12 protein-coding genes and 1 pseudogene are annotated in these 15,271 nt (G+C 75.3%); 8 read left to right on the plus strand and 5 right to left on the minus strand.

Translation table 11 applies throughout. From position 1 onward, the window contains the following. The first annotated feature begins 168 nt into the window (after nucleotides 1–168). The 6 genes from GA0070214_RS03665 (at nucleotide 169) to GA0070214_RS03690 (ending at nucleotide 8,423) form a co-directional block, all read left to right on the plus strand. Nucleotides 169–1,497, plus strand: a complete 1,329-nt coding sequence (locus GA0070214_RS03665) for a Gfo/Idh/MocA family protein (RefSeq protein WP_091259868.1) — start codon at nucleotides 169–171, stop codon at nucleotides 1,495–1,497. 18 nt (nucleotides 1,498–1,515) lie between these two features. Beyond that, nucleotides 1,516–2,946: a glucuronate isomerase gene (gene uxaC, locus GA0070214_RS03670; RefSeq protein WP_091258949.1), complete on the plus strand. Its 1,431-nt coding sequence runs from the start codon at nucleotides 1,516–1,518 to the stop codon at nucleotides 2,944–2,946. Beyond that, nucleotides 2,943–4,244: an enolase C-terminal domain-like protein gene (locus GA0070214_RS03675; RefSeq protein WP_091258951.1), complete on the plus strand. Its 1,302-nt coding sequence runs from the start codon at nucleotides 2,943–2,945 to the stop codon at nucleotides 4,242–4,244. The genes uxaC and GA0070214_RS03675 overlap by 4 nt, the downstream gene beginning before the upstream one ends. Further along, complete coding sequence (locus GA0070214_RS03680) at nucleotides 4,235–5,719, plus strand: mannitol dehydrogenase family protein (protein ID WP_091258952.1); 1,485 nt, start codon at nucleotides 4,235–4,237, stop codon at nucleotides 5,717–5,719. The genes GA0070214_RS03675 and GA0070214_RS03680 overlap by 10 nt, the downstream gene beginning before the upstream one ends. Then, nucleotides 5,716–6,894: a Gfo/Idh/MocA family protein gene (locus tag GA0070214_RS03685; RefSeq protein WP_091258954.1), complete on the plus strand. Its 1,179-nt coding sequence runs from the start codon at nucleotides 5,716–5,718 to the stop codon at nucleotides 6,892–6,894. Before GA0070214_RS03680 ends, GA0070214_RS03685 begins: the two co-directional genes overlap by 4 nt. A 182-nt stretch (nucleotides 6,895–7,076) precedes the next feature. Further along, complete coding sequence (locus tag GA0070214_RS03690) at nucleotides 7,077–8,423, plus strand: pectate lyase family protein (RefSeq protein ID WP_091258956.1); 1,347 nt, start codon at nucleotides 7,077–7,079, stop codon at nucleotides 8,421–8,423. 205 nt (nucleotides 8,424–8,628) lie between these two features. Here the strand turns inward: GA0070214_RS03690 and GA0070214_RS32230 are convergent, their stop codons facing one another. Beyond that, on the minus strand, nucleotides 8,629–8,886 hold the full coding sequence (locus tag GA0070214_RS32230; protein WP_244167529.1) for an SNARE-associated domain-containing protein: 258 nt from the start codon (nucleotides 8,884–8,886) through the stop codon (nucleotides 8,629–8,631). 82 nt (nucleotides 8,887–8,968) lie between these two features. Continuing rightward, a pseudogene (locus tag GA0070214_RS32985) lies at nucleotides 8,969–9,322 on the minus strand (hypothetical protein); the annotation flags it as partial. A 124-nt stretch (nucleotides 9,323–9,446) separates the two neighbouring features. Here GA0070214_RS32985 and GA0070214_RS03700 point away from each other — a divergent pair. Together GA0070214_RS03700 and GA0070214_RS03705 are read left to right on the plus strand one after the other, a co-directional pair. Further along, complete coding sequence (locus tag GA0070214_RS03700; protein WP_244167531.1) at nucleotides 9,447–9,890, plus strand: ATP-binding protein; 444 nt, start codon at nucleotides 9,447–9,449, stop codon at nucleotides 9,888–9,890. Nucleotides 9,891–9,933: 43 nt separating this feature from the next. After that, nucleotides 9,934–10,701, plus strand: a complete 768-nt coding sequence (locus GA0070214_RS03705) for an HD domain-containing protein (protein WP_091258960.1) — start codon at nucleotides 9,934–9,936, stop codon at nucleotides 10,699–10,701. A gap of 10 nt (nucleotides 10,702–10,711) precedes the next feature. On the opposite strand, the gene GA0070214_RS03710 is transcribed toward GA0070214_RS03705, so the two are convergent. The 3 genes from GA0070214_RS03710 to GA0070214_RS03720 form a co-directional block, all read right to left on the minus strand. After that, nucleotides 10,712–11,143 carry a barstar family protein gene (locus tag GA0070214_RS03710; protein ID WP_091258962.1) on the minus strand — a complete coding sequence of 144 codons (432 nt, stop codon included), beginning with the start codon at nucleotides 11,141–11,143 and terminating at the stop codon, nucleotides 10,712–10,714. A 62-nt stretch (nucleotides 11,144–11,205) separates the two neighbouring features. Continuing rightward, on the minus strand, nucleotides 11,206–11,577 hold the full coding sequence (locus tag GA0070214_RS03715; protein WP_377463523.1) for a ribonuclease domain-containing protein: 372 nt from the start codon (nucleotides 11,575–11,577) through the stop codon (nucleotides 11,206–11,208). Nucleotides 11,578–11,837: 260 nt separating this feature from the next. Continuing rightward, the gene (locus GA0070214_RS03720; protein WP_091258966.1) at nucleotides 11,838–14,768 is read right to left on the minus strand and encodes a M36 family metallopeptidase; all 2,931 of its coding nucleotides are present in this window, start codon (nucleotides 14,766–14,768) and stop codon (nucleotides 11,838–11,840) included. Between the last annotated feature and the right edge of the window lie 503 nt (nucleotides 14,769–15,271).

Consider the following 15,271-nt stretch of genomic DNA (forward strand, 5'->3'; position numbering starts at 1 on the left):
GTCAACGGGAGTTCGTTACGGATCGATTGCGGCACCGCTCCCACCACACCCACTTTTCACCATCAAAGCGGATCTAAGTGACGGCTTTGCCATCGATCGTTGACGCGGTCTTCGCCGGCGTGGTTTCTTCGCTGCAAACCTTTGCAGCTCTCCGGGGAGGCCGACGCCATGTCACCACCCGCCCGGGACCGGGTCCGGCACGCCCTGGTCGGCGCCGGGGCCCGCGCCGAGATGTTCGTCCGCGCACTCGCCCTCGACCACTCCGACACCGCCGAACTGGTCGCCCTCGCCGACGTCAACCAGGCGCGGATGGACGCGCACAACCGCTGGCTCGCCGGGCTGGGCCACCCGCCGGTGCCCACGTACCGGGCCGCGGACTTCGCGGCCATGCTGGCCAGGGAGCGGGTCGACGTGGTGCTGGTGACCAGCGTGGACGTCACCCACGACGAGTACGTCACGGCTGCCCTGCGCGCCGGCTGCGACGTGGTCACCGAGAAGCCGATGACCGTCGACGCGCCCCGCTGCCGCCGGATCCTGGACGCGGTGGCCGAGACCGGGCGCCGCGTCACCGTCGCCTTCAACTACCGCTACAACCCGCTGCACGAGCAGGTCCGCCGGCTGCTCGCCGACGGCGCGGTAGGCGAAGTCGGCTCGGTGCACTTCGAGTGGCTGCTCGACGTCCGCCACGGCGCCGACTACTTCCGCCGCTGGCACCGGGACAAGGCCACCTCCGGCGGGCTGCTCGTGCACAAGGCCGGCCACCACTTCGACCTGGTCAACTGGTGGCTGGACGCCCGCCCGGCCGAGGTGCACGCGGCCGGCCGGCTGTTCTTCTACGGCGAGTCCGGCCGCCGGCACGGCTACGCCCGCGACTACGACCGCGCGCACGGCGCCCCGGCCGCCGCCGACGACCCGTTCGCGCTGCGGCTGGCCGAGCACCCCCGGCTGCGCGAGCTGTACCTGGAGGCGGAGGCCGAGGACGGCTACCACCGCGACCGCAACGTCTTCGCCCCCGGCGTCACCATCGAGGACGACCTCGCCGTGCTGGCCCGCTACTCCACCGGGGCCACCATGACCTACCACCTGACCGCGTACGCCCCCTGGGAGGGCTACCGGGTGATGGTCAACGGCAGCCGGGGCCGCCTCGAACTGGAGGTCACCGAGAGCGACCACGTCTCCCCCGCCGTCGCCGGCGCGCTCAAGGGCGCCGCCCTGCACGGCGACGAGGCGGCGGCCGAACGCGGCGCGGCCCGGCTCACCCTGCGGCCGTTCTGGGCGCCACCGGTCGACGTCCCCGTCGAGGGCTGGACCCCCCAGGGCCACGGCGGGGCGGACGCCCGGATGACCCGGGTGCTGCTCGGCGGCGAGCCCGACCCGCTCGGCCGGGCGGCCACCGCGTACGACGGGGCGCTCGCCCTGCTCACCGGGCTGGCCGCCAACCGCTCGCTGGAGACCGGCGCCCCCGTCCGCGTCGCCGACCTGCTCACCCTCCCCTGACCGAGGAGATCCGCCCCCGTGCCGACCACGTCCCGCAGCGACCTGCTGCTGCCCGCCGAACCCGGCCTGCGCGCCCTGGCCCGCGACCTGTACGCCCTGGCGGCCGACCAACCGATCATCTCCCCGCACGGGCACGTCGACCCGGCCCTGCTGGCCGAGGACCACCCGTTCCCCGACCCGGCCCGGCTGCTCGTCGTGCCCGACCACTACCTCACCCGGATGCTGCTCAGCCAGGGGGTGCCCCCGGGCGACCTCGGCGTGCCCAGCGTCGACGGCAGCCCGGTCGAGACCGACGGGCGGACGATCTGGCGTCGCTTCGCCGCCCACTGGCACCTGTTCCGCGGTACCCCGTCCCGGCTGTGGCTGGAGCAGACCTTCCGCGACGTCTTCGAGGTGACCACCGCGCTCTCCCCGGCCACCGCCGACGCGGTCTACGACGAACTGGCCGCGCGCCTCGCCGAGCCGGAGTTCCGGCCCCGGGCCCTGTTCGAGCGCTTCGGCATCGAGGTGCTCGCCACCACCGAGTCCCCGCTGGACGACCTCGGCCGGCACGCCAAGCTCGCCGCCGACGGCTGGGGCGGGCCGGGTGGGCGGGTGGTCACCACGTTCCGACCGGACGACGTGGTGGACATGGAGTTCGACAACTGGCCGGCCAACGTGGACCGGCTCGCCGAGGTCTCCGGCGAGGACACCGGCACGTACGCCGGCTACCTGGCCGCGCTGCGGCGGCGCCGGGCGGCGTTCATCGCGGCGGGCGCCACCTCGTCGGACCACGGGCACCCGACCGCCCGTACCCTCGCTCTCGACCCGGCGGAGGCGGCGGCGCTCTTCGACCGGGGCCGGCGCGGGCGGGCCGACGCCGCCGACGCCGAGGCGTTCCGGGCGCACATGCTGCTCGAGTTCGCCCGGATGTCGCTCGACGACGGCCTGGTCATGCAGCTGCACCCGGGCGCCGTGCGCAACCACAACCGCTGGCTGTACGCCCGGCACGGCCGGGATGTCGGCGGCGACGTGCCGCAGGCCACCGACTACGTGCACGGCCTCGCCCCGCTGCTCGACGCGCACGGCAACGACCCACGGCTGCGGGTGGTGCTCTACACGCTGGACGAGGACACCTTCACCCGGGAACTCGCCCCCCTCGCGGGCGGCTACGCGGCCCTGCACCTCGGGGCGCCCTGGTGGTTCCTCGACTCGCCCGAGGTGCTGCGCCGGTTCCGGGAGGCGGTCACCGAGACCGCCGGCTTCTACAACACCGCCGGGTTCGTCGACGACACCCGCGCGTTCTGCTCCATCCCGGTACGCCACGACGTGGCCCGCCGGGTCGACGCCGGCTTCCTGGCCCGCCTCGTCGCCGAGCACCGGCTGCCCGCCGACGAGGCCGCCGAGACCATCGTGGACCTCGCGTACCGGCTGCCGAAGCGGGTCTTCAAGTTCGGGGAGGCTGCATGACCACCATCACCGACGTGCACGTGCACGACGTCCGGTTCCCCACGGCCGCCAGCGGCGACGGCTCGGACGCCATCAACCGGGGCGACTACTCGGCCACCTACGTGGAGCTGACCACGGACGGCGGCCCCACCGGGGCCGGGTTCACCTTCACCAACGGCCGGGGCAACGAGATCACCTGCGCGGCCGTGCGGGCCCTGGCCCACCACGTGCGCGGCCGGACCGTCGCGGAGATCGCCGCCGAGCCGGTGGCGTTCTGGCGCTCGCTCACCGCCGACGTCCAGCTGCGCTGGCTCGGCCCCGAGAAGGGCGTCATCCACATGGCGACCGGCGCGCTGGTCAACGCCGTCTGGGACCTGCGCGCCAAGCTCGCCGGCAAGCCGCTGTGGCGGTTCCTGGCCGAGCTGCCCACCGACGACCTGGTGGCCACCGTCGACTTCCACCACATCACCGACGCGCTCACCCCCGACGAGGCGGCCGCCATCCTCGACAAGGGGCGCGACGGCCTCGCCGACCGCCTGGCCGGGCTGGACCGGGACGGCTTCCCCTCGTACACCACGTCGGTCGGCTGGCTCGGCTACCCGGACGACAAGGTGCGGGCGCTCACCCGCGCCGCGTACGCCGACGGCTGGCGGGCCGTGAAGATGAAGGTGGGCGGCCCGCTGGACGACGATCTGCGCCGGGCCCGGATCATCCGCGCCGAGATCGGTCCGGACGCCCTGCTCATGATGGACGCCAACCAGGTCTGGGACGTCGACCAGGCGATCACCGCGATGACCGCGCTGGCCGAGGTCGACCCGTACTGGATCGAGGAGCCGACGCACGCCGACGACGTGCTGGGCCACGCCCGGATCGCCCGCGCGGTCACCGAGCTGACCGGCGGCCGGTGCCGGGTCGCCACCGGCGAGGTGGCCGCCAACCGGGTGATCTTCAAGCAGCTCCTCCAGGCCGAGGCGATCGGTGTCATGCAGGTCGACGCCTGCCGGGTCGGCGGGGTCGACGAGGTCCTCGCCGAGCTGCTCATGGCGGCGAAGTTCGGCGTGCCGGTCTGCCCGCACGCGGGTGGCGTCGGCCTCTGCGAGTACGTCCAGCACCTGGCGATCTTCGACCACCTCCGCGTCGGCACCGGCCTCGACGGCCGGCTGGTCGAGTACGTGGACCACCTGCACGAGCACTTCGTCGACCCGGTCCGCACCCGCGGCGGGCGCTACCTGCTGCCGACCGCCCCCGGCTACAGCAGCACCATGCGACCGGAGTCGATCGCCGAGTTCCGCTTCCCGGACGGCCCGGCATGGCGCTGACCACCGACCACCTCGGTCTCGCGACCCTGCGCCGGCTGCCCGTCGAGTGCCGGCCGCTGCTGCGCCCCGGCACCGTCCCGGTGGGCATCGTCCACCTCGGGCTCGGCGCGTTCCACCGCGCCCACCAGGCCGTGCACACCGAGGCGGCGGTCGCCGTGGCCGGCGGGGACTGGGGCATCGTCGGGGTCGCCCCGCGCAGCACCGCCGTGGTCGACGCGCTCGCCGCGCAGGACGCCCTGTTCAGCGTCACCACCCTGGCCCCTGAGGGCACGGCCACCCGGGTGGTCGGCGCCCTGGCCGGGGTACGCCACGCGCCCGGCGACCCGGCCGCCGTGGTACGCCTGCTCGCCGACCCGGCGATCCGGGTGGTGACGCTGACCGTGACGGAGAAGGCGTACCAGCTCGACCCGGTCACCGGCACGCTGTGCGCCGACGCGGACCTGGTGGCCGACCTCACCACCGACCGGCCCCCGCGGACCGTGCCGGGGCTGCTGGTCCGCGGGCTGCTCGCCAGGGCCGCCGCCGACGCCGGCCCGGTCGCGCTGGTCAGCTGCGACAACCTCCCCGCCAACGGCCGCCGGTTGCGCGGCCTCGTCACCCAGGCGCTCACGCTGGCCCGGGTGCCCGACGGGCCGGCCGGCTGGATCGAGCGGCAGGTCAGCTTCCCCGGCACCATGGTCGACCGGATCGTGCCGGCCTCCACCCCGGACACCCTGGACACCGCCCGGCGGGCGCTCGGCGTGACCGACCTGGCGGCGGTGGCCGCCGAGCCGTACTCCCAGTGGGTGCTCGAGGACGACTTCCCGGCCGGCCGGCCGGCCTGGGAGCGGGCCGGGGCGGTGCTCACCACCGACGCCGGCCCGTGGGAGCGGCTGAAGCTGCGCACCCTCAACGGGGTGCACTCGGCGACGGCGTACCTGGGGGCCCTGGCCGGCGCGGAGACCGTCGCCGAGGCCCTGGCCCTGCCAGGGCTGGACGACGTGCTGCGCCGGCTCGTCGCCGAGGACGTGGCGGCCAGCTTCGCCCCGCCGCCCGGCGTCTCCGTGCCGGCCTACGGCGAGGAGGTGCTGACCCGGTTCGCCAACCCGGCGATCCGGCACCGCACCCTTCAGATCGCCATGGACGGCTCGCAGAAGCTGCCCCAGCGGGTGCTGCACACCATCGCCGACCTCCGCGCCGCCGGCCGCCCGGCCCACTGGGCCGCCCTCGTGGTCGCGGCCTGGTTGCGCTTCGTTCTCGGGTACGCCGACGACGGCCGCCCCCTGCCGCTCGACGACCCGCTCGCCGACCGGATCCGCGCGGCCCTCGCCGCCGCCCCGGGCACCCCGGCCGGGGCGGTCGACGCGGTCTTCGCGCTGCGCGAGGTCTTCCCCGCCGACCTGGCCGCCGACGACGAGGTCCGGGCCGGCGTGACCGGCTGGCTCGACGCCCTCGACCGGCACGGCGTCCGGGCCACCCTGGCCGGTGCGGCATGACGCCGCCCCGGGTGGCGCTGATCGGGGCGAACGGGCACGGCCGCTGGCACCGGCGGGGCATCGCACCGCTGCACGACGCCGGCCGGGTGCGCCTCGTCGGGCTGGTCGACGTCCGCCCTCTGGAGGACGAACCGGCCGCCCCCGTACCGCCCGGGGCGCGGGTCTTCACCGACCACCGGGCCATGCTCGCCGCCGTACGCCCCGACGTGGTGGTGGTCTGCACGCCTCCGCACACCCACCTGCCGATCGCCCTCGACGCGCTGGCCGCCGGAGCGGACCTGCTGCTGGAGAAACCGCCGGTGCTCGACCTGATCGAACACCGGCGGCTCGCCGAAGCGGCGGAGGACGCCGGCCGGGCCGTGCAGGTCGGCTTCCAGGCGCTCGGCTCGGCGGCCCTGGCCGAGCTGACCGCCGCGCTCGCGGCCGGACGGCTCGGCACGGTCACCGCCGTCGCCACCGTGGCGGCCTGGCGCCGGCCCGACGCCTACTACGCCCGCGCCCCGTGGGCCGGCCGCCGCACCCTGGACGGCCGGCCCGCGCTCGACGGGGCCCTGGCCAACCCCCTCGCCCACGCGGTCATGCAGTGCCTGGCCGTCGCCGAGGCGGTGACCGGCGCGCCGGTCCGGCCGGCCCGGATCGAGGTGGAGCGCTACCGGGTGCGGCCCATCGAGGTGGACGACACCGCCGTGCTCCGGGTGACGCCCCGGACCGGGCCACCGGTGCTGGCCGCCGTGACCCTGGCCGGCGAGGCGTACATCGCCGGCGAGGTGCACGTCACGGGCGACCGGGGCCGGGCCGTGCTGGAGTATCCGACCGACCGGCTCCGGCTGCCCGGTGACCCGGCCCTGCGCGAGGTGCCCGGCCGGCACGGGCTGCTGGAGAACCTGCTCGACCACCGGGCCGCCGGCACCCCGCTGATCGCGCCGCTCGCGCGGACCGCGCCGTTCACGGCGATCATCGCGGCGCTGCGGGACGCACCGGAGCCGATTCTGCTCGCCGGCGACCTGGTGCGCGCCGAGGGCGACGGGCCGCGGCGCGAGCGGGTGATCCGGGGCGTCGACGCGGTGCTACGCGGGGCCGCGGAATCAGGGGCGCTGCCGTCGGAGTCGGGGGTGCCGTGGGCGGTCCCGCCGTACCGGATCGAGCTGCCCGACGGGGAGGCGCCGCAACGGTAGTGCAAACCCGGCCCGGACGATCCGGACAGATGCCCGCCTATCCCGCCGCAACCGGTCGGGGCAATGCCGTACGGCCCGCACCATTGCAACAAACCTGCACACAATACGCATTGACCCATATAAAACAATGACTCTACCGTCGCAGATATCGGCCACCAGAAGCGGACAGGACGGTAGGAGTCATGCGGAGAACAGCAGTCGGCGCGGCGCTCCTCACCGCCGCGCTCGCGGTCACCGGCGCCCCCGCGCCGGCCGCACCCGCCGGCCCGGCCCTGTCCCGACCGGCCCGCGACCTCGGCCGGCAGGCGCTCCCCGCGAACGACGGCTGGGCCGCCGAGGGCGCCGGCACCACCGGCGGCGCGGCCGCGGCCCCGGACCGGATCCGGGTGGTCCGCACCCGGGCCGAGCTGGTCGAGGCGCTCGGCGGGGACAACGCCGCCAACGCCGCCGACGCCACCCCCAAGATCGTGTACGTGGCCGGCACCGTCGACGGCTTCGAGGGCCCCGACGGCACCCCGCTCGACTGCGCCGACCTGGCCGACCCGGACTACACGCTGGACGGCTACCTGGCCGCGTACGACCCGGCGGTCTGGGGGCGGGTCGACCCGAGCGGGCCCCTGGAGGCGGCCCGGGTGCGCTCGGCGGCCAACCAGACCCGGCAGACCCAGATCAACGTCGGCGCGAACACCACGATCGTCGGGCTGCGCGGCGCCCGGCTCACCGGGCTGACCCTGATGATCGACCGGGTCGACAACGTCATCGTCCGCAACCTCACCCTCGCCGACGCCCGGGACTGCTTCCCCGCCTGGTCCCCCACCGACGGCGACGCCGGCAACTGGAACTCCCAGTACGACCAGATCTCGGTACGCCGCAGCGAGCACGTCTGGGTCGACCACAACACGTTCACCGACGGCGACAACCCGGACGGTGGCCAGCCGACCTACTTCGGCCGGCCCTACCAGGTGCACGACGGGTCGCTGGACGTCACGCACACGGCCAGCCTGGTCACCGCCTCCTGGAACCGGTTCGCCGGGCGGGACAAGCTGATGCTGATCGGCTCGTCGAACACCGTCGGCCCGGACGTCGACCGGCTCAAGGTGAGCGTGCACCACAACCTCTTCGACGGCGACCTCCAGCGGCTGCCCCGGGTCCGGTTCGGCCAGGTCGACGTGCACGAGAATCACTACCGGCTCGGCGGCCCCCGCTTCGAGTACGCCCTCGGCGTCGGCGTGCGGTCCGCCATCGTGGCGGAGAACAACTTCTTCACCCTGGCGGGCGACGTCGACCCGGCCGACCTCATCCACGACTGGGGCGGCACCGCGCTGACCGAGCGGGGCAGCTGGCTGCGCCAGGGCGGCGGCCCGGCCCATCCGGTGGACCTGCTCGGGGCGTACAACGCGGCGCACGACCCGGACCTCGGCGGCGACGCCGGCTGGAGGCCCACCCTGCGCGCCGCACCCGTGCTGCCCACGCCGCTCGTGCCGCTCGTCGTGGGCGCGTACGCGGGCGCCGGCCGGCTGCCCCTCTGAGCCGGGGCCGCGCCCGTCCCCCACGCGGCGCCCGGCGATCCCCCCCCCCCCCCCCCCCCCCCCCCCCCCCCCCCCCCCCCCACCCTGGAGGAAGCACCGTGCGACTCCGACACCGCAGAGGGGCGTCGGCACCGGCAAGATCAGCGGCTGATCCACTCCCGCACCGGCCGGCGCCTCGTCCTCGGGGCGTCGGCCCGGCTGGAGGTCAGCGGGGCCCGGCAGGGTCCGCCCGTTCGCGGCGGGCGGCCCGCCGGGCCCGGACCACCCGCACGACCACCAGCAGCACCACCAGGGCGAGCAGCGCCTCGCCGCCCCAGCCGAGCCGCCGCTCCAGCAGCCGGAACGACGCCCCCGCCAGGTAGCCGAGGAGCGTCACGGCCACCGCCCAGAGCACGCCGCCGGCCAGGTTCGCCACGGTGAACGCGCGGTGCGGGATGCCGCTCAGCCCGGCCAGCCCGGGCACGAGGGCGCGCAGCGCCGCCGCCCAACCGGCCGAGCACCACGGCGACCGCGCCCCGGCGGCGGACCAGCTCCAGCGCCCGCGACAGCTCCCCGGAGCGGACGAAGCGGCGGGGCACGCGGCCCAGCAGGCGGCGGCCGTACCGGCGGCCCACGAGGTAGCCGACCTGGTCGCCGACGGCCGCGCCGGCGACCGCGGCGAGGACCACGGCCCAGAGCGGCAGCCGTCCCTCGTGCGCGAGGACCCCGCCGACCAGGACGGCGATCTCGCCCGGCACGAGCAGCCCGAGGAACGTCGACGCCTCCAGGGCCGGCAGCAGGAACACCAGGGCCAGCACCAGCGCGGGCGGCAGCGCCAGCAGCAGGTCCAGCACCCGGTCCACCCGCCGATTGTCACCCGCGGCCCGGTGCCGCCACGCCCGCCCGGCCGGATCGGACATCCGGTCGGAACGAACCGCCGGGTCGAGGAATACCCGGCCCCCGGACCGGGGACAATGACCGACAGGACGGGACGGTGACGGCGATCGCCCAGGCCCGGGAGGTGCGCGGGACGGGGGACCGGACGTGGAGGGTGGGACAGCCGCCGGGCTGGTGCCGGGCGACGACCCGGCCGGGACCGCCCCGGCGTTCACGGTCGACGTGCCCGCCGACCCCGCCCGGCTGGCGCCCACCCGGGAGCGGCTGCGCCGCTGGCTGCGCGCCCACGGGGTGAGCGAGTGGGACGTCGAGACCGTGCTGATCGCCGCCGGCGAGGCGTGCGCCAACGCCATCGAGCACGGCTACCGCTTCGCGCCGGAGGGGATCACCACGCTGCGGGCCGAGCTGCGCGCCGACCACCTGGTGGTCGAGGTGCGCGACCGCGGCGGCTGGCGGTCCGACGCCGGCGGGGACCGCACCGACCGGGGCCGGGGGCAGATGATCATGACGCGGGTGATGGACGAGGTGACCGTCGCCGGCACCCCGGAGGGCACGACCGTTCGCCTCGTCAAGCGACTGACCGGGAGCTGACCCGGCCCGGCCGTTTCTGGCGAAGATCAGCTATAAGGGACGCATGGAGTTCCCGGCGTACCTGGCGACCATGCCGATGCACGCGATCACCGAGATCCACGGGGAGCCGGGCCTGCTGGCCCGCTTCCGGCTGGAGGTCGAGGCGTTCGACGAGCCGGCCCGGGAACGGCTCACGGCCGCCCTCGACCTCGCCGCCGAGCTGCACCGGGAGGACCGGCGGGTGCGCGAGCCGTACCTGAACCACCTGCTGCGGGTGGCGATCCGGATGATGCACCACTACCAGGTGCGGGACGTGGACGTGATCGTCGCGGGCCTGCTGCACGACGCCGTGGAGGACCACCCGGCGGAGCTGGCCGGCCCGAGCGCCGTGCGACGACTCCAGCTCGGCGCGCCTGGCGCCGCGCAGGGACCTGGAGCCGTCGACCCCACGCCGGCGGCGCTGGCCGAGTTGGCCGCGCGGTTCGGCCCGCGGGTCGCCCGGCTCGTCGGCGCGGTCACCAACCCGGCGTACGACCCGGGGCGCGACCGGCACGTCCAGTACCGGGAGCACGTGGCGGCGAGCCTGGACCGGGAGCCCTGGGCCCGGGTGATCAAGGTGTCGGACTTCACCGACAACGGCGTGGGCGTGATCCACACGGTCGGGCCGAAGGTGGCCCGCTCGGCGGCGAAGTACCGGCCGCTGGTGCCGGTCTTCCGCGACCTCATCGCCCGGCCGGACACGCCCCTGTCCCTGCCGGTGAAGCGGCACATCTTCGCGCAGCTCGACCTGGCCGAGGAACGGTTCAGCGCCATCCTCGACCAGCCGAACTGACCGGCTCTGATCAGCCCGCGTCCGGGGGCGGGGCGCCGACCCGGCCGCCCAGGGCGGCGGTGATCCTGGTCCGCAGGGCGGCCAGCCGGTCGGGGTGGTCGCGCAGCACCACGCGCAGCGAGTGGTGGCCGCCCGCGGCGACCGCGCCGAGCACGTCGAGGAGGGTGCCGAGCTGGGCCGGCGGCTCGTCGGCGAGCAGATCGGCCGCGTCCCTCACGACGAGGGTCAGCGGGCCGGCGTCGAGCCGGTCGGCCAGCACGTCGGCGAGCGCGTCCCAGTTGCGCCCGAACCAGCCGGGCAGGGGTACGGCCGCGGCCAGCGCCTCGTGCAGACCCGCCCGGGTCCGGACGTGCCCTCCAGCCAGGACCACGCCGGCCGCCTCGGCCTCCGCTCCGGCGTCGAACGCGAGCCAGGCCGGCGGCTGCGGGGACGCTGCGCCCATCGGTTGTTCCCTTCCGGTCGGCGCGGGCCGGGCCTGCCGGCCCGACCCGCCCCCCACGTCGTTCAGAGCCGGTAGAAGTTGACGTAGTGGTCGGGCGAGAACCAGGTGGCCCCGGTGCTCTTGTTGACCACGATCCGGTACGCGTCCCGGGCGGCGCCGCAGGCGCGCGGGTAGACGTCGTACTCGTAGTAGGTGGCGTTGGTGGGGAGCTGCCCCTCGTAGTTGTAGAACCGGCCGCCGGCGAAGTTGCACTGGCCGCCGCTCCAGGAGTACCAGCCGCGGCTGGTCGGGAAGCTGCGGGCGGACCAGCCGGAGCGCGCGGTGCGGGCGTCCGCGCACCGGGTCATCGTGCAGGAGCTGTAGACGGCGGCCTGTGCCGGCTCGGCGAGCCGGGTGGAGGCCGCCGGCGGGCCGACGAGCGCGGCCGCGACCATGGCGGTGAGCAGGGCGCACGCGCCGAGCGCGCGGCGTACGCGGGCGCCGGTGGAGCGGAGCGGGGTCGCGAGCGTGGTCAAGGGATCCTCCCTGAACTGGGCGACGGCATCGATCGCTATCGTTTTTCCGATCGCGCCCAGTCTGGCGGTGATCCTTCCCGGCGTACAGCCCCGCGCGGCGACCGCGCCCCGAATGCCGGGTGAACACCGGATGAGTGGTGCGGGTGGGCGGTGGCGCCGCCCACCCGCACCCACCGCACCTACTGGGCGAACGCCTGGAACTCGGCGATCCGCACGTTCTGCGCCTGTGGGCTCGCGGTGGCGCAGTCGGTACCGGCACGCGGGTCGGCGTCCTGCTCACCGGCGTAGTCCGGCGCACCGGTGCACTGGTTGGTCAGCACCTCGACACGCAGGTGGGTCGCCTTGGTGCGCGGGATGTCGAACGACCGCATGATCAGCTCCGGTGCCCGGGGCCGCGGGGCCACCGACGGGAAGGCGTCCGCGGGGCTCGTATAGACCACCCGGAAGTCCGCGGCGTCGGCACAGCTCACCGCCTGCTTCGCCTCGCACGCGAGCACCCGGAACTGCCGCACCGCGGAGAACCGGCTCTGCGTGCCGGCGTCCGGGTCACCGGCGACCGGCGGTCGCAGCATCGCGCTGACCTGCACCCGGCGGACCTGCTGGGTGCCACCGGCCAGGTCGACGGTGACCTGCCGCCCGGCCACCGGCGCGCCGAGCGAGGCCCAGTTGGTGGCCTCGTCGTCGTCGGCGATCTTCGCGAGGTTGATCCCGTCGCCGCCGACCGCCGCGCCGGCGCTGGTCGAGGCCAGGTTGCGGCGCAGCTTCACCGGCAGGTCCCGGACCTGCCCGGCCTTGACGGTGACCGGGCCGATCCGGCGGTGCCCGTAACCCGGCGCCCGGACGACGAACTCGTACGTGCCGGGAACCAGGCTCACCCGGTCGGTCAGCGGGGTGGCCGCGTCGGTGTCCGCGACCGGCACGGCCCGGGCCTGGTAGCGGCCCACGAACAGCTGCGCCCCCGGCACGACCGCGTCGTCGCCCTCCGGCGCGAACCGCAGGGTGCCCTCCTTCGCGTACGGCGAGGTGAAGCCGGGCGTCGGATCGGTGTCGGCGTTGCCCACGCTGGCCGCCGTCTCGCCGAGCCCCCGGGCGGCGAAGGCGTTCCAGAGCAGGTCCTGGTTGGCTCCGCCGAAGCGGATCCGGTCGGCCGCGAGCATCGCGTCCCGGGCGTCGACCATGCTCACCTGGCTGACCGCCATCAGCAGGAACGAGTCGAAGACGAGCTGGATCCACCGCCGGTTGCCCGGGCACGCGGTCACCGGCGTCGCCCCGACGGCGCAGGACTTCTGCAGGGCCGCGTTCCCGGCACCGTAGCGGCGCATCATGGCCGCCCGGATGTCGGCGTTGGTCGCGCTCCAGACCTCGCCGGACGCGTGCACCTGGAGGCCCACGAAGTCGTAGTCGATGGCGCTGTAGTTCAGCGGGCTGTCGCTCATGTTGTAGTTGCGGATGCCCGCCCGGGAGTCGCCGGTCGTGTACTCACCGATGGTGAAGCCGCGCCGGCCGGGCGCCGCGTACCCGTGCTCGTAGAGGTATTCCATGGCGAGCTGGTCCGACCAGCTCTCGCTCATGCCCTGCGGGGAGCTGACCCCGGCGTTCGGTCCGGCGATCATGCGGCCGCTGACGGCGTGGCCGTACTCGTGGGCGATGACCGACATGTCGAAGTCGCCGTCGACGCAGGGCGCGTAGAACGAGCCGGCGCTCGGCTGCCACAGGTACATGTTGGTGGTCGGGGCGATGCCGTCCGGCGGGGTGATCTGGTTGGCGTTGTTGCGGGCCGCGAAGGTCGGCGGGCCACCGCTGACGCCGCCGGCCTGCGCGTTGCCCTGCTCCGGGTCGTTGCCGAGCCCGCCACGGCCGAGGTTGTCCCGCTGCATGTTCCAGGTCGCCTCGGTGAAGCCCAGGCGGTAGGACCAGTCGTGCATCCGGTTGTGCATGGCGAACAGGTTCGCCCGTGCCGCGTCGATGTCGTTGGCCTGCGGCGAGGTGAACGTGTCCGGGCTGCACTTCTGCTCGTACCACTGGTTGGTCCACGGATACGCGTAGTTCCGGTCGGGGCGCGGGGTGGCCGTCTCGGTGCCCACGCTGAACGGGTCGTTGCTGAACCAGTTCTGCACGGCGATCGCGTTGTTGCCGTTCGTCGTGGTGGTGGACGTCCCGGTGGCCGGGTCCACGTCCCACGCGGGGTGCCCGGGCACGCCGACCACCTCGGCGCAGCCGGCCGCCGGCGCGGCGCACCAGCGCACTCGGGTGTCGTCGGAGGACTTGTCCACCGACGGGGAGTTCGGGAAGACCTCCCACGACGGGTTGTCCACGTCGTGGTCGACCAGGTCCTCGCGGACCAGCACGCTGCCGTCGCGGGCGTCCACGTAGGTGGCGAAGGCCGCCGGGTCCGCGCCGGTGACGTCCGCGCCGAGGACCACCTCGTACGCCGCCCGCGGCCCCCGGTCCGCGGTCGGCACGGCGACCAGCGCGGTACGCAGGACGGTCGGACCGGTCAGCCCGGCGTCGGCCGCGGCGGCCTGCCGGGCCTGGTCGGCGCTGATCGTGGCCGGGGCGGGCGTTCCGCCGTCCCGGGCCAGGGACGAGCTGACGTGCCAGACCGTCCCGTTGCGCACGCCGACGGCCAGCATGCCGTCGACCGCCGCGGGCAGGTCGCCGAAGCGCTGCCGGAACAGCACGGTGGCGCCGTCACCCATCGGCGCGACGGTCAACTGCTCCAGCGCAGCGGCGCCCTCCTCGGTCAGCCCCAGCACGTCCCGGTTCGCGGCCACGTAGGCCCGCGCCGCGGCGGCCGGGTCGGCGGGCAGGCCGGCGGCGAGCGGCCGATCGGCCGGCGTCAGCGTGGCGGGCGTACCGAAGTCGGTCCAGCGGACGCGCGCGCCGAGCGCCGCGGCCCGGTCCCGCTGGCGGTCCGTCGGCGCGGTCCGGCCCGTCCGGTTGTCCCTGGTCTTGGTGTCGTGGCTGTCGCCCGGCAGGTGGCCGGGCTGCGCCTGGGTCGGGGTCTCGGTTCGGGGCGCCGCCTGGCCGCCGGCTTCCGCGGTCAGGACCAGCCCGGCCGCGAGTAGCAGCGCGGTGGCCCCCGTCGTCGCACGCGATGGTGTGCGCACGGTCCCTCCTGTCGTCGAACGGCGATGTCCGTCCCGCCATCCGACCAGTTCACGAGGACAGTCGACACCGGCCGAACATCCACATATTCCGTTTCGTGAATGGCGGCTGGGGACCGTGCCGTCGGCGTGTCCTGTCACCCGTCCGTCAGCGATCATGATCGTCCACGAGCGGCGTGCCGGCCCCCAGGCCAAGGCGCCCGCCTCGGCCCCGCGCGGCTGCCGCGCGCCGCCGCGCCGGCTTGTTAGCGTGGGACGGCGGAGGCCGCTCGACACCTCCGCACACCCCTCCAACGGCCGCACCGACCCCGCACCGGCGCGGCCGGGCGACGCACGGCTGCTCGACGGAGAGGGGTGCGATGACCGGGACGCCTGACGACAACGGCGGCTCCCGCCCCGGCGAGACGAACGGCACCGAGCCAGCGACAGCGGCCGGCCCAGCGGCAGACACCGATCCAGCGGCAGCCACCGGCCCGACGGCAGCCCCCGGCCCAGCGACAGGCGCC

This window comes from Micromonospora chaiyaphumensis (assembly GCF_900091435.1).
Taxonomy (GTDB): domain Bacteria; phylum Actinomycetota; class Actinomycetes; order Mycobacteriales; family Micromonosporaceae; genus Micromonospora; species Micromonospora chaiyaphumensis.

Excerpts from the sequence above, each read along its gene's own strand:
- GA0070214_RS03665 (WP_091259868.1), top strand. The coding sequence starts at position 169 with ATGTCACCACCCGCCCGGGACCGGGTCCGGCACGCCCTGGTCGGCGCC.
- GA0070214_RS03675 (WP_091258951.1), top strand. The coding sequence starts at position 2,943 with ATGACCACCATCACCGACGTGCACGTGCACGACGTCCGGTTCCCCACG.
- GA0070214_RS03680 (WP_091258952.1), top strand. The coding sequence starts at position 4,235 with ATGGCGCTGACCACCGACCACCTCGGTCTCGCGACCCTGCGCCGGCTG.
- GA0070214_RS03685 (WP_091258954.1), top strand. The coding sequence starts at position 5,716 with ATGACGCCGCCCCGGGTGGCGCTGATCGGGGCGAACGGGCACGGCCGC.
- GA0070214_RS03690 (WP_091258956.1), top strand. The coding sequence starts at position 7,077 with ATGCGGAGAACAGCAGTCGGCGCGGCGCTCCTCACCGCCGCGCTCGCG.
- GA0070214_RS03705 (WP_091258960.1), top strand. The coding sequence starts at position 9,934 with ATGGAGTTCCCGGCGTACCTGGCGACCATGCCGATGCACGCGATCACC.
- GA0070214_RS03710 (WP_091258962.1), bottom strand. The coding sequence starts at position 11,143 with ATGGGCGCAGCGTCCCCGCAGCCGCCGGCCTGGCTCGCGTTCGACGCC.
- GA0070214_RS03715 (WP_377463523.1), bottom strand. The coding sequence starts at position 11,577 with ATGGTCGCGGCCGCGCTCGTCGGCCCGCCGGCGGCCTCCACCCGGCTC.